The following is a 21,281-nucleotide window of genomic DNA, read 5'->3' as shown; positions in this document are numbered from 1 at the left end:
GGGTGAGGGGCGCGCATTTCGAAGAAAACTAGAAAACTAGAAAACTAGAAAACTAGAAAACTAGAAAACTAGAAAACTAGAAAACTAGTTTTCTGGTTTTGTTTCCTGTGGTCAGACCCGCTATATTCCGCCCATGGATCACCCACTTATCGACCTCATTAATCTAAAGATCCGCGAAGCGGAGCAAAATGGAGACTTCGATAATCTCGAAGGAGCGGGTCAGCCTTTGGACCTTGATGGTGACCCTGAAAATGCCTTGTTCAACCGCCTGATCCGCGAAAACGGAGCGGTGCCGGAGTTTGTCTCTTTGTCACGGGAGTTAAAAAAGCTGCGGGAAGAGCTGGCCGAGACAAGCGACCGGACCCGCAGGCGCGATATCATGAAGGACATGTCGATGATGGAAGCGCGCATCGAGATCGCCCGAAAATCGTATCGTTAACGCACCCGGAAAACTCCCCTGAAACCCCGGCCCGATTGACCGTTTGGTCCTCGCAGGTTAACTCCTTTTCCAAGTTGTTCCGGCACGTGAATTGGAGACCCCCATGTATGACGCCAACCATCTTGCCCGCGCCATTTCCCGCGCGTCAGACGGACGCCACGATGCTCCCTTTCTGACGGATTTTGCCTCTGGCGAGGTGGTGACATATGGCGCTTTTTGGGACAATTCGGAAAAAATGGCTGCGGCGTTGGTGCGGCTTGGGGTGAAACCGGGGGATCGGGTGGCGGTTCAGGCCCCAAAAGCGATCCCGATGCTGGAGCTTTACGTGGGCACGGTGTTGGCGGGCGCGGTGTTTTTGCCGTTGAATACCGCTTACACCGCTGAAGAAGTGCGGTATTTCCTCGGGGATGCGACCCCGCATGTGTTTGTTTGCGATACGGCCAAGATGGATGATTTATCCCCCGTTGCAAAAGCCTGCGGTGTGGATCATGTGCTGACCCTGGGTCAGGGTGGTTCCGGAACATTGGTCGCCGCACGAGATGCGGAAGCCCCGGGCTTTCAAGCCGTTCGGCGAGCGGCGCTGGACCTTGCGGCGATCCTCTACACCTCGGGCACGACAGGGCGATCAAAAGGCGCGATGTTGACCCACCGGGCGTTGGCGTCCAATTCGGAAACCTTGCGCGAGTTCTGGCAGTTCACTGACCGCGATGTGCTGATCCACGCGCTGCCGATCTTCCACACGCATGGTCTGTTTGTGGCCACCAATGTCACGCTGATGGCCGGGGCGCAGGCGATTTTCATGGGCGGGTTTGATGCGGATGCAATCATAGCATCCATGCCGAAGGCCACCGCACTGATGGGGGTGCCGACCTTTTATACGCGGCTTTTGAAAGATCCGCGCCTGGGGGAGGCGTCCCGGAATATGCGGCTCTTTGTGTCCGGGTCCGCGCCGCTTTTGGCGGAAACCCATGATCGTTGGCGGGAGGTGACGGGCCATGCGATCCTCGAACGCTATGGGATGACCGAAACCAATATGAACACGTCGAACCCCTATGACGGTGATCGTCGGGCGGGCACGGTGGGGGTGCCGCTGCCGGGGGTTGAGCTGAAAGTGTGCGACCCCGAAAGCGGCACGACGCTGCCCACCGGCGAGATCGGCGTGATAGAGGTGCGCGGCGACAATGTGTTTGCGGGCTATTGGCAGATGCCGGAAAAGACCGCGGAAGAGCTGCGCGAGGATGGCTGGTTCATCACCGGGGATCTCGGGTTTGTGGATGACGACGGCTATGTCACCATTGTGGGTCGCGGCAAGGACCTGATCATCACCGGCGGCTTCAACGTCTATCCGAAAGAGGTGGAAGGGGTGATCGACGATCTGCCCGGCGTGAATGAGAGCGCGGTGATCGCGGTGCCGCATGAAGATTTCGGCGAAGCGGTTGTGGCCGTTGTGGTGCCTCAGGACGGGGCGCAGTTGGACGAGGCGCAGGTTCGGGCGGGGGTTGAGGGCAAGCTTGCCAGGTTCAAACAGCCCAAACAGGTGATTTTGGTTGAGGAATTGCCGCGCAATACGATGGGCAAGGTGCAGAAAAACGTGATGCGCGAGACCTATAAGGATCTGTTTGCCTGATCCGGGGAAGGGGCGCTGCCCCTCGGCGCTTTGCGCCTCACCCCGAGGTATTTCGGGCAAGAAAAAGAGGCGGCGGTCTCGGTTTTACGGCGCGGGGCCGTCTTTCAGGCGATAGGCCCAGAAGGCGGGGCGCAGATAGCTGCGGCGTAGGCCGGCGAAGGGAAAACGGGGGAGCGGGCTTGCGTGGACCTTTGTTCCGGCGGGTTTTCCCATCGCCATACGCGCGAGTTGCTGCCCGGCCCAGGTGGCAATTGAGACGCCATTGCCGTGGTAATTCAGGCCCGCCCAAGCATTGTCGAGATCTCCAAGCGACCCGACATAGGGCAGCAGATCGCGCGACATGCTGATCAAGCCGGACCAGAAATGGGGTGTTTCGACCCCGGCCCAGGCGGGAAACATCCGGGCGAGATCACGCGCGGTGCGGGCGCGCATGTCGGCCTGTTTCGCGGGGCTGGCGGCGATATTGCCGCGCATTCCCAACAAGAAGCGTCGATCCGGCAACAGCCGGAAATAATGCAGCAGGTGGCGGCTGTCATAGGCCATGAAATCGGTGTGCCAGCCCTGTGCGGCAATTTCGTCATCGCTCAGCGGGCGGGTCACGAGGATGTTGGATTGGACCGGCAGGTATCGCCCCCGGAGCCAATTCGGCAGGTCATCGGAAGAGTAGCCATTGGTGGCCAAGATCAGTTTGCGGGCGGTGACGCGGCCTTTGGGGGTGGTCAGGACGTGGCGCCCGTTTTCTTGCGAGATTTTCGTGACCGGGCTTTGGGCGCGGATGTCGGCCCCGGCCTTTTGGGCTGCTTCTGCCAAGCCGATGACAAACTTCCCCGGGTTGAGCGCAAACCCCAAGGGCAACACGAGCCCCGCGTGAAAAGCGCCATTCATCCCTTCGCCAGCGAGGTCTTCTTTTGGAATAAAGCGCGGCGTTTCCCCAAGCTCCGACCAGTCCTGCGCCTCGGCCTTGAGGTTTGCGACCGCAGTCGCAGAATGGGCGAGGAGCAGTTCGCCATCCGAGTGTCGATCCACGTCGATCTGGTGCCGGTCCAGTAGATCGGCCACCACCTCCACCGAGCTTTGTTGGGCGCGAAAATAGTCCAGCGCCGCCTTGTTGCCGAACCGTTTGCGGATGGTGGACAGGCCCGCCTTATCGCCGCCGCCCATGCAGAACCCGCCATTGCGGCCTGATGCCCCCCAACCGGGGACATGCGCCTCAAGCACCATGCACTCCACGCCGTCCTCGGCCAGATGCAGCGCGGCAGAGAGGCCGGTATAGCCGCCGCCGATGATGGCGATTTCGGTGTTCAGATCCCCGTCGACCGCATTCCAATCGCGATGGGGCAGGGGCCAGATGCATTCCGCCCGCGCGGCGTCGGAATAGGCGTAATCTTCATAGATCCGCTGCATCTGGCCCAATACCCCCGGTGTTACAGCCGTCCCAGATAGGCGCGGTATTCGATCTGGCTGATTTCATTGGTCAGCTGGTCAATCTCATCCAGCCGCACGGCGGCATAGATGTCGCGGTAGCGTGCCCCGAAAATGTCGGCGGCCACGTCGGATTGCGAAAAGCGATCCACGGCGCGGATCCAGTCCGCGGTCAGGCGCGGGGCGGCTTCGGAGTTCGGGTCATCCAGCGGTAGGGGCAGGGCCGGCTTGGTCTCGAGCCCGTTCAGCATGCCGCCCAGAATGGCGGTGATCACCAGATAGGGGTTCACATCCGCCCCGGCGATGCGGTGTTCCAGCCGCGCGCCCGGCCCGGAGACCTCTGGCAGGCGCACCCCGGCGGCACGGTTGTCATAGCCCCAGTCGGGGGCCGAGGGGGCGAAGCTCATCGGGCGATAGCGGCGGTAGGAATTGAGGTGCGGGGCAAAGATCGCCTGCAGGTCGCGCATGGTTTCCAGCGTGCCACCAACGGCGGCGCGCAGGGTGTCGGAGGCCTGACCGCTGCCATCATCAAAGATGTTCTTGCCATCGCCATCGACCACCGAGGCGTGCAGGTGCATCCCGTTGCCCGGGAAATCCGCATAAGGTTTGGCCATGAACGTGGCCTCTAACCCATGGTTGCGGGCCACCCCGCGCACCAGCCGTTTGAACCACAGCGCGGTGTCGGCGGCCTTCATCACGTCGTCGGTGTGGTGGAAATTGACCTCGAACTGGCCGGGGCCATATTCGGCAATCAGCGTGTCGGTGGCCAGACCCTGTTTCGCGGCCACGGCCAGGATGTCATCGAGCACGTCCTGGGTGCGTTCCAGCACCTCAAGGTCATAGTTCTGCGCATCGGGGCTGCGGTTGGGCGGGGTTGGGGCCGCGTCTTCGCTGTCGCGCGGCTGGATCAGGTAAAATTCCAGCTCGCTTGCCAGCACCGGATGCCAGCCCTTGGCGTGGAACCGATCCACCATATTGGACAAGAGCTTGCGCGAGGACAGGTCGCTGATCTGATCGGTGTCAGGGTCGAGCATTTCGACCTGGACCTGGGCCATATTGCCCTTGGCCCATGGCACCGGTTTCAGCGATCCGGGGATCGGCGTGATGCGCCCATCGGGATCGCCCACCACGATGCCCAGCCCGGTTTCCGACACTTCGGCGCCAAGGATGTTGGGGGCGTAGGTCGAGAGGGGCAGGCGCACCGCCCCTTCCGACAGTTTCTTTTCATCATCGCCCGGCAACCACTTGCCGCGCAGGACCGCGTTGACATCGCACAGCATCAGCTCGATCCGGTCGGGCCGGCCGTAGGTGTCGCAATAGGCGGCATATTCTTGCAGAAAATCACTCATCAGACTGCGTCTCTTTCATCTTTTTGTTTGCGCGCAATGGCCCGTTTCGAGGTCAGCGACGCGCCGATCACGCCGATGGTGACAAGCCCGATCATGATGGTCGACAGGGCGTTGATCTCGGGCGTGACCCCAAGGCGCACCGCCGAGAAAATCTTGATCGGCAGGGTGGTGGAGGAGGGGCCGGAGGTGAAGGAGGCGATCACCAGGTCATCCAGCGACAGGGTGAAGGCGAGAAGCCAGCCGGAGATCACAGCCGGCAAGATGATCGGCAGGGTGACAAGGCGGAAGGCCTCGAACCCGGTGCAGCCCAGATCCAGCGCGGCCTCTTCCAGCGACTGGTCAAAGGTCACGAGGCGCGAGGAGACCACCACCGAGACGTAACACATCGAAAACGTCGTATGCGCCAGGACGATGGTCATCACGCCGCGATCAAGCCCAATCGCGATGAACAGCAGCAGAAGTGACAGGCCGGTGATCACCTCGGGCATCACCAGCGGCGCATAGATCATGCCCGAAAACAGGGTCCGTCCCCGAAACCGCCCGGCGCGCACCATCACATAGGCGGCCATCGTGCCCAGAACGGTGGCGATGGTCGATGACAAGACCGCCACTTTCAGGGTGACCCAGGCGGCCTGCAGGAACGCTTCGTTCTGAAACAGCTCGCCATACCATTTGAACGAGAAGCCCGACCAGACGGTGACCAGCTTGCCCGCGTTGAACGAATACAGGATCAGGATCAGCATCGGGATATAGAGGAAGGCAAAGCCAAGGGTCAGGCTGAGCGTATTGAACCAGCTGAGACGTCTCATGCGCGATCCTCCGTGGCGGTTGGCACAAATTTCTTCCCAGAAATTTGCCAAGAAAATTCGAATTTTCTTTGGGTGCTCATTTGCCGGCCTCCCGCTGTTTTTCTTCGTTTCGTTGAAACAGCACAATTGGGATGATCAGGATCAAAAGCAGCACCACGGCCACCGCCGAGGCCACCGGCCAGTCGCGGTTGGCAAAGAACTCTTCAAACAGGACCTTGCCGATCATCAGGGTTTGCGATCCGCCCAGCAGAGCCGGGATCACATATTCACCCATGGCCGGGATAAAGACGAGGAAGGACCCCGCGATTATGCCCTGTTTCGACAGGGGCAGGGTGACCAGCCAAAAGGACGAGAGGCGCGAACAGCCAAGGTCTTCGGCGGCCTCCAGCAGGCTTTCATCCAGCCGTTCCAGCGCCGAATAGATCGGCAGCACCATGAAGGGCAGATAGGTGTAGACGATGCCAATATAGACGGCCGCGTTGGTGTTGAGGATGATCAGCGGTTCGCTGGTCAGGCCCATCCCCATCAGAAGCTGGTTCAGGAACCCTTCGTTCGACAGGATCGCCTTCCACGAATAGACGCGGATCAGGAACGAGGTCCAGAACGGCAGGATCACCAGCATCATCAGGGTCGGGCGCCATTCATCCGGCGCGCGCGTCATACCATAGGCAATCGGAAAGCCAACCAGCAGGGTCAGGATGGTTGAGGTGATGGCGATCTTCAGGCTCGACAGATAGGCCTTCCAGTAAAGGTCATCTTCGGTCAGCCAGACAAAATTCTCCATATCCAGCCCGGCCCACCAGTCGCGCACGCCAGCCCAGCCTTGCGAGATATCCAGCTGCGGCGTGTAAGGCGGGATTGACAATTCCGTGTCCGACAGGCTGATCTTCAGCACAATCAGGAACGGCACCAGAAACAGCGCCAGTAGCCACAGATAGGGGATTGAAATCAGGGTAAAGCGTTTCATGTGGTCAGCACCACGCCGGCGGTGTCGGTGAAGGACAGCCAGACCTCTTGCTCCCAGGTGATCGCACGGCGCGCGATGCGGCGGGTGTTGGCGGCCTGCGCCTTGATCAACTGGCCATTGGCGGTTTGGATCACATAGGTCGACATATTGCCCAGATAGGCGATGTCATGCACTTTCCCGCTGATCACATTGGTCATGCCTTCGGGGCGTTCGGTTGAAATGTTCACCTTCTCGGGACGCACGGCCAGCGTGGCACGGGTGCCCAAGGGGATCTCGTCATGGGCGATGCCGATCAGATCCTGCTGCCCTTCGGCCCAGTTGATCGAGGCGTGATCATTGCCGGACCGGGTGACATTGCCCTCGATCAGGTTCACATCGCCGATAAAGTCCGCAACGTAAACCGAGGCAGGCTCTTCATAAATCTTAGACGGGGTGTCGACCTGGATGATCTTGCCGTGATCCATCACCGCGATGCGCGATGCGACGGTCATCGCCTCTTCCTGGTCATGGGTCACGATCACAAACGTCGTGCCGGTCTTTTCCTGAATGTCCATCAGTTCAAACTGCGTGTCTTGCCGCAGCTTCTTGTCCAGTGCCCCAAGGGGTTCGTCCAGCAACAACAGCTTCGGCGCCTTGGCCAGCGAGCGCGCCAGCGCCACCCGTTGCCGTTGCCCGCCGGAAATCTGGTGCGGCTTGCGGTTTGCAAACTTGTTCAGCTGCACCAGGCTCAGCATTTCGTCGACCCGCGCGGCGATGCGATCTGCGGGCATCTTGTCACGCTTCAGGCCAAAGGCGATGTTTTCCGCCACTGAAAGATGCGGAAACAACGCATAGCTTTGGAACATCATGTTCACCGCGCGCTTGTTGGGCGGCACCGCTGACATGTCCTGCCCGTCAATGGTGATCGTGCCCTCGGTCACCGTTTCAAACCCGCCCAGCATCCGCATCATCGTGGTCTTGCCACACCCGGACGGGCCAAGCAGGGCAAAGAACTCCTGCGGGTAGATGTCAATCGTCTGATTGTCGATCGCGGTGAAATCACCATAGCGTTTGGTGACATTCTTGAATTGGATGATCGGTTCGGCGGCGGGATCATCCCAAGGCGCAAAAACGGGCGCCAATGCGGTTGCGGCGTCGGACATGGGTATTCCTCGGGAAAAGTGGGAAATCCCTCTGCGCCCGGATGTTGTGCGGGGCGCAGAGGGGAAATGGGCTTAGGTGCCCGATTTGATCTTGGTCCACAGACGGGTGGCTACCCGTTGAACCTTGGACGGGTAAGCGCCCTTCACATAAAGGTTCTCCAGTGCCGCGGCAGACGGATAGATCGCCGGATCGTTGATCACATCCTCTTCCAGGTGTTCTTGCGAAGCCTTGTTGCCGTTTGCGTAGTAAACATAGTTCGACGCCGCCGCCATGTTCTGCGCATCCATGATGAAGTTCAGGAACTTATGCGCGCCTTCGGGGTTGGGCGCATCCGCCGGGATCGCCATCTGGTCGAACCACATCAGCGCGCCTTCCGTCGGGGCGTTATAGGCGATCTCGACACCGTTTTCCGCTTCGGCCGCACGATCACGCGCCTGCAGCACGTCACCCGACCAGCCGAAAGCGACGCAGATGTCTCCATTGGCCAGCGCGTTGATATATTCCGAGCTGTGGAATTTCTGCACATAAGGCGCAACGCTGGTCAGCACCGGTTCCACCTTTGCAATCACATCAGGGTCATGGCTGTTGGGGTCTTCGCCCAGATATTTCAGCGCGGCCGGGATCACCTCGTCCGGGGCGTCGAGGAAATGCACGCCGCAGCTGGCCAGTTTTTCCATATTGGCCGGATCAAAGATCAGGGCAAGGCTGTCAATGGGCGCGTCCTCGCCCAGCACTTCTTTGACCTTTGCGACATTCACACCAAGGCCCGTGGTGCCCCACATGTAGTTGATCGAATAGGCGTTGCCCGGGTCAAACTGTGCAGTGCGCTCGGCGATCACGTCCCACATGTTGCCCATATTGCTCAGCTTCGACTGGTCCAGCGTCTGGAACACGCCTGCTGCAATCTGACGTTCCATGAACGAGGCGGTCGGAACCACCACGTCATAGCCAGATCCCCCGGCCAGCATCTTGGTTTCCAGCACTTCGTTGGAATCAAAGACGTCATAGATCAGGTCGATGCCGGTCTCTGCCTCGAACTTCTCCAAGAGGCCTTCGTCGATATAGTCGGACCAGTTGTAGACCCGAACCTCTTCTGCGGTGGCGGCGGTGGTGATCAGTGCCAGAGCAGTGCTCAGCTTGAGCGTTTTGGATTTCATTTTTCTCTCCCTGTGTGTTGGGCGGTTTGGCCCGTTGGCTGTATTTGATCAAAAAACGGGGCATAACGCAATATGGTAAAATTTTGCATGCCGCGTTAGGGTGCAGGAAAAGAATATCGCTGAGGCCAAAATTGGCAAAGAGATTGTGACAGGAGCCCCGCAGGTGACCGAGAAAACCGTCAAGCTGCCCGACCATCAAAAAGTGTATCGCAAGCTGCGCGACATGATTCTTTTCGGGGAGCTGGCACCGGGACAGCCCGTGACCATTCAGGGCCTGGTGGCAGAGCTTGGGGTGGGCATGACCCCGGTGCGCGAAGCGATCCGCAGGCTGACCTCGGAAGGGGCGCTTGTGTTCAAGGGCAACCGGCGTGTGTCCGTGCCGCAACCCGATGTGGATCAATGGGATGAAATTGCCTTTGCCCGCCTGTCAGTAGAGCCAGAGCTTTCCCGAAAAGCTGTTGATAATATTGAAGAAGATGATCTTGCGCGCCTGGTGGAGTATGATGATCAGGTGAATGCGGCCATCGCCCGTGGGGATGTGCGGGGGTATCTGGAAAACAACTATCGGTTCCATGCCTATCTTTATGAACGGGCGGGGACGGATGTGTTGCTGTCGATTGCGAATATGCTGTGGCTGCGGGCAGGTCCGTCGCTGCGCGTGGTGTTGGGGCGGTACGGGACAGCCAATCTGCCGGACAAACACGCCGAAGCGCTGGCGGCGCTGCGGGCAAAAGATGCCGAAGGGGTGGCGGCGGCCATTCGCGGGGATATCGAGCAGGGAATCACCCAGGTTCGCGAAAGCCTGTATTCCGGCGAAATGTGATCATATTAAATCACCCCCGTTGACAGCGAAAAATATGATCATATTCTGGTGCCAAAGATAAATGACCGGGTCGAATCCGGTCAAAGGAGTGCCAGATATGAATAAAATCACGAATCACCTGCCCACGGCAGAGCTGCAAGCCATTGACGCTGCTCATCATATGCACCCTTTTACCAACGGGGATGAGCTTGCCGAAAAAGGTGCGCGGATCATCACCACGGCGAAGGGCGTCTATTTGAAGGACAGCGAAGGGGAAGAGATCCTCGATGCCATGGCGGGTCTGTGGTGTGTAAACATCGGCTATGGTCGGGATGAATTGGCCGACGTGGCCGCGCGTCAGATGCGCGAACTGCCCTATTACAACACGTTCTTCCAGACCACCCATGTCCCGGCCATCGCGCTGGCGCAAAAGCTGGCGGAACTGGCGCCGGGCGACCTGAACCACGTGTTCTATGCCAATGGCGGGTCGGATGCAAATGACACCAATATCCGCATGGTGCGTGCCTATTGGGACGAGAAAGGCAAGCCCGAAAAAAAGACCATCATTTCGCGCTGGAACGCCTATCACGGGTCGACCATTGGCGGCACTTCGCTGGGTGGTATGAAGGGGATGCACGGGCAGGGTGACCTGCCGATCCCGGGCATCGAGTTCATCGAACAGCCGAACTGGTGGGCCGAAGGGGGCGACAGTGACCCCGAGGAATTCGGCCTGGCCCGCGCGCGTGAGCTGGAAGAGAAAATCCTGGAACTGGGCGAAGACAAGGTGGCCGCCTTCATCGCCGAACCGGTGCAAGGTGCGGGTGGTGTGATTGTCGCGCCTGACAGCTACTGGCCTGAAATCCAACGCATCTGTGATAAGTATGACATCCTGCTGATCGCCGACGAAGTGATCTGTGGCTTTGGGCGTACCGGTGAGTGGTTCGGGTCACAGACCCTCAATATCCGCCCGGATATCATGACGGTCGCGAAGGGGCTCAGTTCTGGTTACGCGCCGATTGGGGCGTCGATCGTGTCCGACGAGGTGGCCAGGGTTCTGGATGCCTGCGAGTTCAACCACGGCTACACCTATTCCGGTCACCCGGTGGCCTGTGCGGTGGCGTTGGAAAACCTGCGCATCCTGGAAGAGGAAGGCGTGGTGGATCACGTGAAAAACGTGGCCGCGCCCTATCTGGCCGAGAAGTGGCACTCGCTGGCCGATCACCCGATGGTGGGCGAGACCAAGATTGTCGGCCTGATGGCCTCGCTTGCGCTGACCCCCAACAAGGAAACCCGTGCGCAGTTTGCGGCGGATGCGGGCACCGTGGGCTATATCACCCGCGAATGCAGCTTCGGGAACAACCTGATCATGCGTCATGTGGGCGACCGGATGATCATCGCGCCGCCCTTGGTGATCACCACGGATGAGATCGACATCCTGATCGACCGGGCGCGCAAATCGCTGGATGAGGCCTATGAAAAGGTTCAGGCACAGGGGCTTTGGGTCGAGGCGTGATCAACCTCGACATTCGGAAAAGGCGGCCTTCGGGTCGCCTTTTTTGTTGCGGCTGCGCGCGTTAGTCGTGCCAGGTTTTGCGAAACGAGGACGGGGAATGCCCAAACCGTTTGCGAAACTGGTTTGCCAGTTGCGAGGTGCTGGTAAAGCCCGATGCCGCGGCGATTTCGGTGATCGACAGGCTGGTTTCATTCAACAGCGCATAGGCGCGTTTCACCCGCAGATCGGCGTAGAATTGCAGCGGTGAGGTGCCCACGTAGATCTTGAACAGACGCTCCAGCTGGCGGCGCGAGATGTTCACATGATCGGCAACTTCGTCCATGCTGACCCCGTCCTCTAGCTGAGCATTCATGAACTGCATCGCGTTGATCAGATGTTGATTGCGCACGGAAAGTGCTTCGGAATAGGCGGATTTCTGGGGGGATTTCCGGGTGTTGGACCGCGCATGAATGCACATGTCGGAGATGATCACCGCCAGGTCCTTGCCGTGATCGCGCTCGATCATATGCAGCATCATGTCCAAAGACGCGTTGCCGCCGCCGCAGGTCATCACCCCGTCGTCCACTTCGAACAGATTGTTGGTGGGGGTCAGGCCCACAAAATGCTCTTTGAAAGCCGGTTGGTTTTCCCAATGCAACGTGAACTCGCGCCCGTTCAAAAGCCCGGCTTTTGCGAGTGTGAAGGCCCCGGTGCAAATCCCGCCGATTTGGCACCCAAAGGCGCGTTGGCGTGAAATCCAGTTCAGGATGCGCGGGCTGGTTGTGTCGGCGGGTTCCACGCCTGCGACCACAAAGGCCAGCGAGGATTTTGGCAGATTCATCAGGTCGAAATCCGGGGTGACCGCAATGCCGTTCGAACAGCGCACCGGCTGCCCGTCCTCTGACAAAAGATACCAGCGATACAGTTCTTTGTTGGTGACCTGATTGGCGATGCGCAACGGTTCTACCGCGGCGCTGAGCGCCAGCATGGTGACCTTGGGCAGAAGCAGGAAATAGATATCTGCGGGGGGGGCGTCATGGTCGATCGGAAACGAGGCCGCCCCTCTGGAAATGAAGCTGCGCTCGCTCACCGGGACACCTCCCGTTTCAGGGGCGGTGAGGGTGTCGTGTGAGGGCAAGGCGACATGGCAGGTCTTTCCGGTCGGGTCTGGCCTCAAGTCCAGCAGGTTTGCCCGGAAAAGTCGCTCGATTTTGCGTCAATAGTCGTGATTTTGCGACATTATCCCCTTTTCCCGCCCCCTTTGGCCTCTGCCTCATGCCCTATTGTGAAAGATGAACCCGATGAAATTGAGCAAAAGCTGCGCCGCCAGGATCTGGGTGCTTTCTGACGGGTCATAGGCGGGGGCCACCTCGACCAGGTCTATCCCCACCACATCACCGCGTTTGGACAGCCCCTGCAGGATTTCCAACACATCGTAATATAAGAACCCGCCATGGGACGGCGTGCCGGTTCCGGGTGCAATCGAGGGACAGAAGGCATCAATGTCGATGGTCACGTAATAGCGCGCGCCTTCGGGGATCCGTTCCAATACGCCGTCTGTTCCCAGTTTGCGCACCTGACGGACCGACAGAATGTCCGACCCGCGTGCTCGGGCATCTTCATATCCATCTTTGGCGGTGGAAGACACATTGCGAATGCCCAATTGGGTCATGCCGCAAACATAATCCTTCTCAATCGCGCGGCGCATCGGGTTGCCATGCCCATCGGTCACACCTTTGCGGTTGTCGACGAAATCAAGATGCGCGTCGATCTGCACCACATGGATCGGGCCGTATTCGGCGCAGTCTTCGGCGAAGGCATTGATACAGGGAATGTTGATCGAATGGTCGCCGCCGATGGTCACGGGAAGGGCCCCGGCCGCAAGGATTTTCTGCACGCCGTAGGCGATATTTGCATGGCTTTCCTCGGTCCTGGTGTGGATGATGTCTGCATCCCCGCAATCGACAATGCGCACATCTTCACCCAGATAGGTGGCGTCGTCTTCGTGGTCGTAGGCCCCGGCATGACCGAAGCTGAAGAGGGTTGACGCTTCGCGCACGGATCGCGGCCCAAACCGCGCGCCCGACCGAAACTGGCAGCCAAAATCAAACGGCGCCCCAAGGATCGCAACATCCGCGTCGATCTCGTCCCAGTTTTCCACATATGGCCTTTTGCCAAAGGTGGCGATGCCTACAAATGGCAGGTTCAGGCGGCCGGTTTCGTAACCATGTTGGGACATATCAGGTTCCTGTGTGATGCAGAGGTCGGAGGGCGGTCTGCTCAGCAAAACATGGTTCTATACATGAATCCATATTGAAATACTTTTGCTTACATTCGTAAAACTCATGTATGCTTGGGGCAGCGCACCCATAGTGAACCCGCTGAGAAAAGGCTAGGTTTCGCATGAAACTGCTGGAAAGCACCCTGTTAGAAACCTTCGTGACCGTGGTCGAATGCGGCGGTTTCAGCGATGCGCAATTTGCGCTGGGCATCACGCAATCTGCGATCAGTATCCGAATTCGAGACTTGGAAACCGCGCTTGGGTATCGGGTTTGTGAACGGGGGCGCGGCGGATTTCGTCTGACCGAACGCGGAGAGGTCGCCTATCGAAAGGCGCGCGAGATCCTGCGCAGCGTCCGCGATTTTGACGCCGAGCTTCTGGAACTGCGTGGCAGCATCACCGGCGAGTTGCGCATTGGCATGGTGGATGCGGTCAGCGGCTTGCCGGGATTTGATCTGGCACAGAGCCTGGAGACCTTCCTGTCGCGTCCCAGTGACGTGCAGCTAGAGCTTGTGGTTGCTTCGCCCTCTGACCTGACGCAAGGGTTGCTGTCGGGCAGCCTTCATGTGGCCATCGCCCCGTTTCGCAACCGTGTTCCGGAGGTGAGATACCGGGATCTGTGCCAGGAGCACCACGCCCTATATTGTGGGCGGTCCCACGCGCTGTTCCAATGTGCGGATCATGAGGTCACACCGGATCTGGTGAAGGGGTATCCCAGCTGTCAGCGCTCTTACGACAGCTCGTACGCCATTGGTGCTGACGCCCCTGATCTGTCCGCCATCGTGTCGAATATGGAAGCGATGGCGCTGATGGTGGAAAGCGGTCAGTTTATCGGGGTGCTGCCCCGACATTTTGCCGAAGACAGGCGGCGCCTCGGGCGGATGCGCGAACTTGCCCATCCAGATTTGCGATGGAGCTCCACCGTCCAACTGGCCACGCGGCGCAACGCGGTGTCGCGGCGGGCGGTGGATCTGTTTATGCGCGATTGTCTGGCTCAGATCCCTGTGGGGAAACCCAACGCCGGATGATCCGCAAACCGGTGGCGGTCTGGCGCTTTTTACCGGGTTTTGGGGCTTCCTTGAAAAATGACCTGAAAAAGTGGTAAAATTCCTTATTCATAAAAGGAAATTGAGACATGAGACTGCGGTTTTCTGTGGTTCTTCACCACCTGTTATGGGCTTTGGCCCCGGCTCTGTTGCTCGGCACGGCGGCCCAGGCCGATTATGTCCTGGCCCCCGGGGATCGAATTGCAATGGAGGTGGTTGGCGTGCCCGATCTGGGAACGATCGCAATGGTGGACACGGAAGGTCGGGTGAACCTGCCGATCGTGGGGCGGGTGTCCGCCGCAGGTCGCTCTGCTGAGGCGCTTCAGTCTGACATTGCCAGATTGCTAAGCCTGAAACCGATCCGGATACCCGGCGGCGGAGAAGAGGCCTGGATCCAGCTGGATGACTTTCGGATCTTCGTGTCCGTGGCCGAATATCGCCCTGTCTTTGCGACAGGTGATGTGCGGGCCGGGGGCGAGATAAGCTTTCGACCAGGGATGACCGCCCGCCAGGTGCTGGTCAGTGCCGGGGGAATTGGCGCAGTTGGCGGAGAGGTCTCGACTGCAGAGATTTCGCAAACGCGGGCGGAGCGTCAGTTGGTGGCGGATCGGCTGGCCCTGGCCCGGGCGGAACAGTCCAGATTGGAAACGGCTCTGGCCGATCTGCAGATGGATCAACCGCAGCAAGAGGTCGAGGTGCAGGTCTGGGATCAGACCGCAGATGAACTGCGCCGCTTGGAAACATCCCTGGCAGAGCTGCGCACCAATCAGACACAGGACGCGCAGCTTGCGCAGGTCGGAGAGGAGGGGACCGCGGAGGAAGTTTGGCGCGTTGCCCGAAACAACCTGCGGCACCTCAGGGCCCGCACGGCAGATTTATCTCTGCAACGCATGAAGGAACGGCTGGCCGTTCTGGAAAAGCTGGCGGAGGTGGACGAGGCGGCCCTGCAATCCTACGAAGCGGAGTTTACCCGAGTCACTGGCCTGACAGAGCGAGGCATCGCCACCGCCAACGCGTTGGCCGAAGCAGAGCGGGGGGTCTTGTCGATTTCCAGCCGGGCGCTTGAAACCTCGGCAGAAACCCACAATCTGCGGGTGGATATTTCTCAGGCGGCAGATCGCACGCAATTGGAACAGACCATAGAACAGATTGAAATCCTTGATGCCCTGCTGCGCGAGAGCGTTCAGGTGAAAGAACAGGAGGCGCAGCTAAAGGCGCTGGATATGCAACTGACGCTGCTGGGCGTGTCGGCGCCCGCTGGCGATGTCCAAGCGGTGATTTACCGGGGCACGGGGGCACAGGCCCAACAGTTGCAAGTGCCGTTGGATGCGGTGGTTGCGCCGGGGGATGTGATCTCGTTTTGGCACGGAGCCGACAAATAATCAGCCGATGCTCAGTTCAAGACACGCCCCACAGGACATCGCCTCTGGAAAGAATGCGTGACAAAGAATGCGTGACAGGGGGCTGGAAGGGATGGCGGCACGGCGCGTCGCCGGGCGCGCCGCGTTCATTCGCAGTCACGCCACATGCTCTCACGGTCGGATCGGGCACGAAAACCGGTCAGGGATACCGGACGGGAAACAAGCCCGCGCGCGGCGACCGACAGCTGTTGTCGATGCCTTCCGGGGCAAGGGAATGCTGATCAGGTCTTGCTCACGCCGTTTTGGTCCGAATAGCCAACGCCAGGTTTTTCGTCCTTGCAGTCCGAATTTTGGAGGGCGCGCAGGGCCAGCAACAGCGTGGTGATAGAGCCCGCGCCAAAGGCGATGACCAGCGTCCCCATAACTCCGAAATTGAGAAACCAGATTGAAACAGCGGCCGCAAACACCGACACCAGAATGCCAATCGTGATCGTGACGACGATCATGTCTGCTCTCCTCTTCATGCCCGATTTTTGGGGCCGCCCGGTTGATGGGCTTTCTTATTGTTCTGACCTGTTTTTACTAGAAGTGTTGCAGGTGAGTAAATGTTTGGCGTGATCAGCTGTGTTGCCCTGCGGATTTCCACCGATGGTGAAATCCGTGGGCGCGGGCGCAGGGCGGGTTGGCTGTGTCGGGGCGGGGGGGATGTTCCCGAGATGGCGCAAGATATGCCGGGCAGACCGTTCCGGCGTCAGATCGCCGGTTTGTACCCGGATCAGGTCTTTTTGCTTCCCCTGCGATGAAGGGGGCAAGTGTTTGATAAGATATGACAGATTTTCGCGCGCATGCGCCCAGACATCTGGCCGGGCGAGGGTGGTTCCCGAATGCAGGCGTGAGTGGTTTACAGGGCGCTGTGCCAGCCGTTCGCGCAAGATGTCATCGGGGGCATCCACAAAAACGAGGTGCCAATGGTGATCCGGCAACAGGGTCTGCATTTTGCGCAAGACTTTGCCGGTATCACCGGGGTTGGGGGACATCAGCATCGCGGACCAGACCGCCTGCATCGGACCCTGATCCAACACGGCACTTTGCCCAAGGCGCGCGAATCGGGACAACAGGGATGCGGTGGTCAGGCAGACATGCAGGCTTTTCAGACGGTCTTTCAGCCGAGCTTGTGGCCACCCCAAAACCGGCCCCAGGACAGGAAGAAGCCGCCAAAGGTGAGGCATTTCGCGAAGGATCATGGCAAGTCGCACAAAGGTGCGCATGGGCTGAGCCCAATTGTCGTGAGTCAGATCGGGGCTGTATGCCATATTCACCCCTTGGCCCCGCAGCCCATCCAGAACGATCTGGGAAATGGTGGTTTTACCTCCGCCGGGCATTCCAAAAAACTCAACCACAACGGGTTGGCTCGTTGCAGGGGTGTGTTTATCCGGGGGCTGTATGACATGGGCCCGTTTGTCCGCGGCCCGTTTCATGGCTGCGCTTCTTTTTGCAGGCTGCGATAGAACGCGGTGGTTTGGCGGCCCATCACGGTCCAATCCCAGTTTGACAGGTCGGTGCGTGCCGCCTGATCTGACAGGTTTTGACGCCGTTGCGGGTTGCCAACAAGCTCTTGAACAGCTTTGCCAAAACCAGCCCAGTCATCTGGCTGGATCACAAGCGCATTCCGGTTCGGGGTGATCACCTCGCCCAAGCCGGGCAGGTCAAAAAGCACCACTGGTTTAGCAGATACCAGATACTGCAAAACAGAGCGGGGCAGGCCTTCTTGCCCGGACGACAACAGGCAAATATCACTGAGGGCAATGATCCGTTCGACATCGGGGCGATACCCCAAAAGACGCACCGATCCGGCAATCCCCAACTGTTCGGCACGGTGGCGAATGGGGGCTGCTAGGGGCCCTTCGCCGGCAAAGAGCAGGCGGATCCGTGGCTGTTGGCGGATCAAAGGTGCCAGGGCGGTCATCAATTCCAGATGCCGTTTGCGCCCTTCAAGCGCGGCCATCATCAAAAGCACCATTGGGGGGGGATCAGAGCAGTGCGCCCCAAGGATTTCTGCGGCGTCATCCGCAGGGGGGGCATCCCGAAACCGGGCCAGATCAAACCCGGAATGAACCACCTTATGCGGAACCTGTTGCCCGATTCCGTGATCACGACATCCGTTGAACATACCGTTGCTGACATGGATATACCCATCGGTGATCCGGTCAGCCGCCCGTTCTGCGGCCAGATAAAGTTTCCGCTTCAGGCCGGATGTGCCGATATAGGGCAGGATATGTACCCCGTGCACGATGCAACGCACTGCGGCGGATTGGGCGGCGAACCGGCCCAGGATGCCCGCCTTGGATTGATGGGTGTGTACGACATCCGGGCGCAGATTTTGCAGGGTGCTGCGTATCTGGCGATAGGCGGCGATGTCTTTGAGGGGATGGATGGGGCGCACCATCGGGGGGATCTCGATCAGCCGGGCCTTCGGGGCAAGCTTCTGGGCAAGGGCAGGGGTGGAGTCCGCACCATATATCAGGGTGACCTCATCCCCGGCCGCGATCTGGCCGGCCGATGTCAGCAGGATGTTTTCCTCGGATCCGGCGCGCAACATACGGGTCAGGATGTGAACGATATGCATGTCACACCTCTTTTTCCTGACGAAGCCGCGGGCGGGTCAGTGCAAAAGCCAGCCCATCTGCAACGAACCGCAGCATCGAGATGACAAGGATCACCGCCCCCGCCCCCACAAGCCCGCTTTGGGGGATGATCAACCAGCTGAGGATGATCAGGACCAGCACGTAAAACCCTTCGCGCACAAACAGGCTGACAGCGCGGCCATAAGCGTGGTTGAGGCTGCCGGTCACGGCGTTCAACATGCGAAAAGTCAGCGCAATGGTGACGATCAAAAGCAGCGTTTCATGCTGTGCCGTCTCTGCGCCAAAGGCCAGATGCAGAAGGGGGGCGCCCAGTTGGTACACAAAGAAGATCCCCAGCAATGATACACCAAGGATGCTGACCAGCAGGATAAATGTCGTGTTGTAGGTGGCAGAGAAATCGGCTTGCAGGCGCAATTTGGTAAACCGTGCTGCCAGGAAATGCCGGATCGAGTTCGATACCATCGCGCCTGCCTGAAAGACCGCACTGACATTGGTGAAAACACCCAGGGCCGCCAGTCCGAAATAGCTTTCAACAAACAGACGCAGCAGGGCCGGTTGCAGTCCGATCAGAAATCCGGTGCCGCCGATGGGAAAGGTGCGCCGGGCAATGGATCGGATGAGGGGCCAGGTGATGCGGATCTGCGCGGGGCCGCGGTCGTTCAACTGCCAGGCCATCGGCAGATCAAGGATAAGGGCCACACTGGCCCAGACCAGAATCTGTGCCAGAAAGGCCGCCCACAGCGGCAGTCCCATCCAGAGCAGGCAGAAAAACACGAGGGCGGTTAAGACGGAGCGATACAGGTAGGATCTGAACACCAAATCGACCCGTTCATGGGTCAGGAAGGTGCCATAGGACAGGCTGCTGATGCTTTCAAAGCCCTTGGCGACGGCGTAGAGCAGGATGATCGGCAGCACCGGCCCCCCCCCGGTCAGGGCAAACCCCAGCAAGATACAGGTGAGAAGCGCCGCAAAAGTGGTGACAACGCGAAACCCGGCATAATCCGCGAACGAGAACTCTCGTTCCTGATCGATGGCTTGCGTGGTGCGCAGCCCCATATTTGCCAAGATGAACACCGGGGTCACCAGGGACAGAGCAAGCCCAAAGGCACCCACAGCACTTACGCCTTGCAGATGTGAGATCGAGGTCAGGATCGCCAGCTGCCCCAATGTGTGAACAACCTGCCCGCTGATGGCATGGTTTAACGGGCGGCGCAGGTTCTGGTTTTCCGGGCGGCGGTTTTGCGTTTGGTCACCCGTCCCCCCCACGGCCAGCCGCCCCCACAGGGTTTGCATCAAGTCGTTGTGCACCTCGTCGAAACTGCGGTTGCTGTTCATGACAACGATCGACGGATCCTGCCTGCGCATCGCGTGCAACAGAGCTTGGCGCTGCGCGTGGGTTTGCGGGGTCAGTTCACCGGGTTTGCGTGCCTCTGTCACGTCGTAAGGGGCCATCAGGTGGATGGTCAGATCAGGGGCATAGCGTTTCATGCGCCTGTACAAACGGGTTTCGACGGCAAAAAGCCTGTCGATCCAAGGCCAGGTTTTCACGGTTTTGCGCCTTATCGGTCCGTCCAGAAGCCCGCGTTCCAGGTTTTGCGGCCAGCGATCACAAAGGACGATATACCCGCGTCGCGCCAAGGAATGGGTGCGGTGCAGGATGTAGAGGCGATAAAGCGCCAGCCAGAGCCCCCAGACGGCGCGGGCCACGTCTTCGCAGGTCTCGCGCAACCCTGTGGTTTGCCCTTTTGCCTCCGATATACAGGCATCTGATGGCTGTGCGGGACCTCGCAGAGCGAAGACAATCGAAGACAGAATGCCGCTTGAGCCGAGATAGAAGCGGCGGGTGCCAAACAGGGGGGACAGCGTTGTGTAAAGCGCGTTGAGCTGCGTGCTCTTGCCCACGCCATCGGTGCCACGAACGGCCAGAACGATCCCGCCCCCATCCGGGCGCCGGTTTGGCAAGGGGGACGACCCGATCTGATCAAGCAGACGGGTGACCCCATGGCAGGTCATATTCCGAAAATGAGTGCGCCACAGCCTTCTGCTGTCTTTACGGCCAAATCCGGCCTCACGCAAAAGGGCATGGCGCAGGGTCCAAAGCTCTTTAACGCGGATATGAACCCGGCCCGGAGATCGGTGCCGCGGGGTGATTTGAACCCCCATCAGCTTTTGCGGTTGCGCTGCATGTTCTGATGCCGCCGGAAGTGAGATCGATCCGAAGGGCAATACCGCACGCAGGCGAAATGCCGCGTTCATCAGGGATTGGTGAAACTGGACCCGCGAAGAGGCCGCAGGGGGGCTCTGGCCCTCTGCCCGCGTTTCCGGGTGTTGTGGGGATGTGTCCAGATCGTGAAGGAGAAGGTGTTTGGCAAAACGCGGGCCGGCATTCCAGCCAAATTGACACTTAAGATGCTGCAGTGCGCCAGTTGCAGGGTTTCGCACAAACCAGTCTTCCCGATTGGGAGAGGTATTGGCGCGGCAGGGATGTGGTTGTGCGCACACCCCCCCTTCGTCCTGAAGTCCGGACCGGAGGCGTGCCCGATCGTTGGGATTAACAAGCAGATCAATTTCCTCCGGACCGCCCGATGCGTGATCGACCCGGTCCGTCCGTGGCAGGACCCAGCAATTAAGTCTTTGAAGGATGTTGGGAAGGTCGGGCGAGGGGGGGGCTGGCGGATTATTCATCGCGCCGCACCTCTGGGCACGGTTGGGCGCTGGCAAGGCGCGGCCTTGGTAACAAG

At 59.5% G+C, this 21,281-nt stretch carries 18 protein-coding genes; 6 read left to right on the top strand and 12 right to left on the bottom strand.

Annotation, left to right across the window (positions count from 1 at the left end; genetic code table 11):
• The first annotated feature begins 133 nt into the window (after positions 1-133).
• Positions 134-439: a DUF1992 domain-containing protein gene (locus ACP15V_RS12265; RefSeq protein WP_424943989.1), complete on the top strand. Its 306-nt coding sequence runs from the start codon at positions 134-136 to the stop codon at positions 437-439.
• Positions 440-542: 103 nt separating this feature from the next.
• Complete coding sequence (locus tag ACP15V_RS12260; protein ID WP_424943988.1) at positions 543-2,066, top strand: malonate--CoA ligase; 1,524 nt, start codon at positions 543-545, stop codon at positions 2,064-2,066.
• 84 nt (positions 2,067-2,150) lie between these two features.
• Here the strand turns inward: ACP15V_RS12260 and ACP15V_RS12255 are convergent, their stop codons facing one another.
• The 6 genes from ACP15V_RS12255 to ACP15V_RS12230 all read right to left on the bottom strand — a co-directional run bounded on the left by ACP15V_RS12255 (position 2,151) and on the right by ACP15V_RS12230 (position 8,913).
• On the bottom strand, positions 2,151-3,470 hold the full coding sequence (locus ACP15V_RS12255) for an NAD(P)/FAD-dependent oxidoreductase (protein ID WP_424943987.1): 1,320 nt from the start codon (positions 3,468-3,470) through the stop codon (positions 2,151-2,153).
• 20 nt (positions 3,471-3,490) lie between these two features.
• Positions 3,491-4,837 (bottom strand): glutamine synthetase family protein, encoded by a 1,347-nt coding sequence (locus tag ACP15V_RS12250; RefSeq protein WP_424943986.1) that lies wholly within the window; start codon positions 4,835-4,837, stop codon positions 3,491-3,493.
• Positions 4,837-5,646 carry an ABC transporter permease gene (locus ACP15V_RS12245; protein ID WP_424943985.1) on the bottom strand — a complete coding sequence of 270 codons (810 nt, stop codon included), beginning with the start codon at positions 5,644-5,646 and terminating at the stop codon, positions 4,837-4,839. The genes ACP15V_RS12250 and ACP15V_RS12245 overlap by 1 nt, the downstream gene beginning before the upstream one ends.
• A gap of 76 nt (positions 5,647-5,722) precedes the next feature.
• Positions 5,723-6,613: an ABC transporter permease subunit gene (locus ACP15V_RS12240; RefSeq protein WP_424943984.1), complete on the bottom strand. Its 891-nt coding sequence runs from the start codon at positions 6,611-6,613 to the stop codon at positions 5,723-5,725.
• Positions 6,610-7,755 (bottom strand): ABC transporter ATP-binding protein, encoded by a 1,146-nt coding sequence (locus ACP15V_RS12235; RefSeq protein ID WP_424943983.1) that lies wholly within the window; start codon positions 7,753-7,755, stop codon positions 6,610-6,612. The genes ACP15V_RS12240 and ACP15V_RS12235 overlap by 4 nt, the downstream gene beginning before the upstream one ends.
• Positions 7,756-7,827: 72 nt before the next feature.
• The gene (locus ACP15V_RS12230) at positions 7,828-8,913 is read right to left on the bottom strand and encodes a polyamine ABC transporter substrate-binding protein (RefSeq protein ID WP_424943982.1); all 1,086 of its coding nucleotides are present in this window, start codon (positions 8,911-8,913) and stop codon (positions 7,828-7,830) included.
• A 163-nt stretch (positions 8,914-9,076) separates the two neighbouring features.
• On the opposite strand from ACP15V_RS12230, the gene ACP15V_RS12225 reads away from it, so the two are divergent.
• Together ACP15V_RS12225 and ACP15V_RS12220 are read left to right on the top strand one after the other, a co-directional pair.
• Entirely contained in the window at positions 9,077-9,736 is a 660-nt protein-coding gene (locus tag ACP15V_RS12225) for a GntR family transcriptional regulator (RefSeq protein WP_424943981.1), read from the top strand.
• Positions 9,737-9,833: 97 nt separating this feature from the next.
• Positions 9,834-11,228: an aspartate aminotransferase family protein gene (locus tag ACP15V_RS12220; protein WP_424943980.1), complete on the top strand. Its 1,395-nt coding sequence runs from the start codon at positions 9,834-9,836 to the stop codon at positions 11,226-11,228.
• Between the two features lie 61 nt (positions 11,229-11,289).
• On the opposite strand, the gene ACP15V_RS12215 is transcribed toward ACP15V_RS12220, so the two are convergent.
• Positions 11,290-12,297, bottom strand: coding sequence for a GlxA family transcriptional regulator (locus tag ACP15V_RS12215; RefSeq protein ID WP_424943979.1), 1,008 nt, complete (start codon positions 12,295-12,297; stop codon positions 11,290-11,292).
• Positions 12,298-12,480: 183 nt separating this feature from the next.
• Positions 12,481-13,446, bottom strand: a complete 966-nt coding sequence (gene speB, locus ACP15V_RS12210; RefSeq protein ID WP_424943978.1) for an agmatinase — start codon at positions 13,444-13,446, stop codon at positions 12,481-12,483.
• 164 nt (positions 13,447-13,610) lie between these two features.
• Here speB and ACP15V_RS12205 point away from each other — a divergent pair, with 164 nt between their 5' ends.
• The gene (locus ACP15V_RS12205; RefSeq protein WP_424943977.1) at positions 13,611-14,516 is read left to right on the top strand and encodes a LysR family transcriptional regulator; all 906 of its coding nucleotides are present in this window, start codon (positions 13,611-13,613) and stop codon (positions 14,514-14,516) included.
• Between the two features lie 107 nt (positions 14,517-14,623).
• On the top strand, positions 14,624-15,916 hold the full coding sequence (locus ACP15V_RS12200) for a polysaccharide biosynthesis/export family protein (protein WP_424943976.1): 1,293 nt from the start codon (positions 14,624-14,626) through the stop codon (positions 15,914-15,916).
• 260 nt (positions 15,917-16,176) lie between these two features.
• Here the strand turns inward: ACP15V_RS12200 and ACP15V_RS12195 are convergent, their stop codons facing one another.
• From ACP15V_RS12195 to ACP15V_RS12180, 4 genes are all read right to left on the bottom strand, one after another.
• The gene (locus ACP15V_RS12195) at positions 16,177-16,401 is read right to left on the bottom strand and encodes a hypothetical protein (protein WP_424943975.1); all 225 of its coding nucleotides are present in this window, start codon (positions 16,399-16,401) and stop codon (positions 16,177-16,179) included.
• A 54-nt stretch (positions 16,402-16,455) separates the two neighbouring features.
• Positions 16,456-17,208 carry a hypothetical protein gene (locus tag ACP15V_RS12190; protein WP_424943974.1) on the bottom strand — a complete coding sequence of 251 codons (753 nt, stop codon included), beginning with the start codon at positions 17,206-17,208 and terminating at the stop codon, positions 16,456-16,458.
• Positions 17,209-17,369: 161 nt separating this feature from the next.
• Positions 17,370-18,521: a glycosyltransferase gene (locus ACP15V_RS12185; protein WP_424943973.1), complete on the bottom strand. Its 1,152-nt coding sequence runs from the start codon at positions 18,519-18,521 to the stop codon at positions 17,370-17,372.
• A 1-nt stretch (position 18,522) separates the two neighbouring features.
• On the bottom strand, positions 18,523-20,796 hold the full coding sequence (locus ACP15V_RS12180) for a hypothetical protein (protein WP_424943972.1): 2,274 nt from the start codon (positions 20,794-20,796) through the stop codon (positions 18,523-18,525).
• Positions 20,797-21,281: the final 485 nt, after the last annotated feature.

Source organism: Aliiroseovarius crassostreae (assembly GCF_049803815.1).
In the GTDB taxonomy this organism is placed as follows: Bacteria; Pseudomonadota; Alphaproteobacteria; order Rhodobacterales; family Rhodobacteraceae; genus Aliiroseovarius; species Aliiroseovarius crassostreae_A.
The sequence above is the reverse complement of the archived record's forward strand: the minus strand, read 5'-3'. Positions and strand labels throughout refer to the sequence as shown.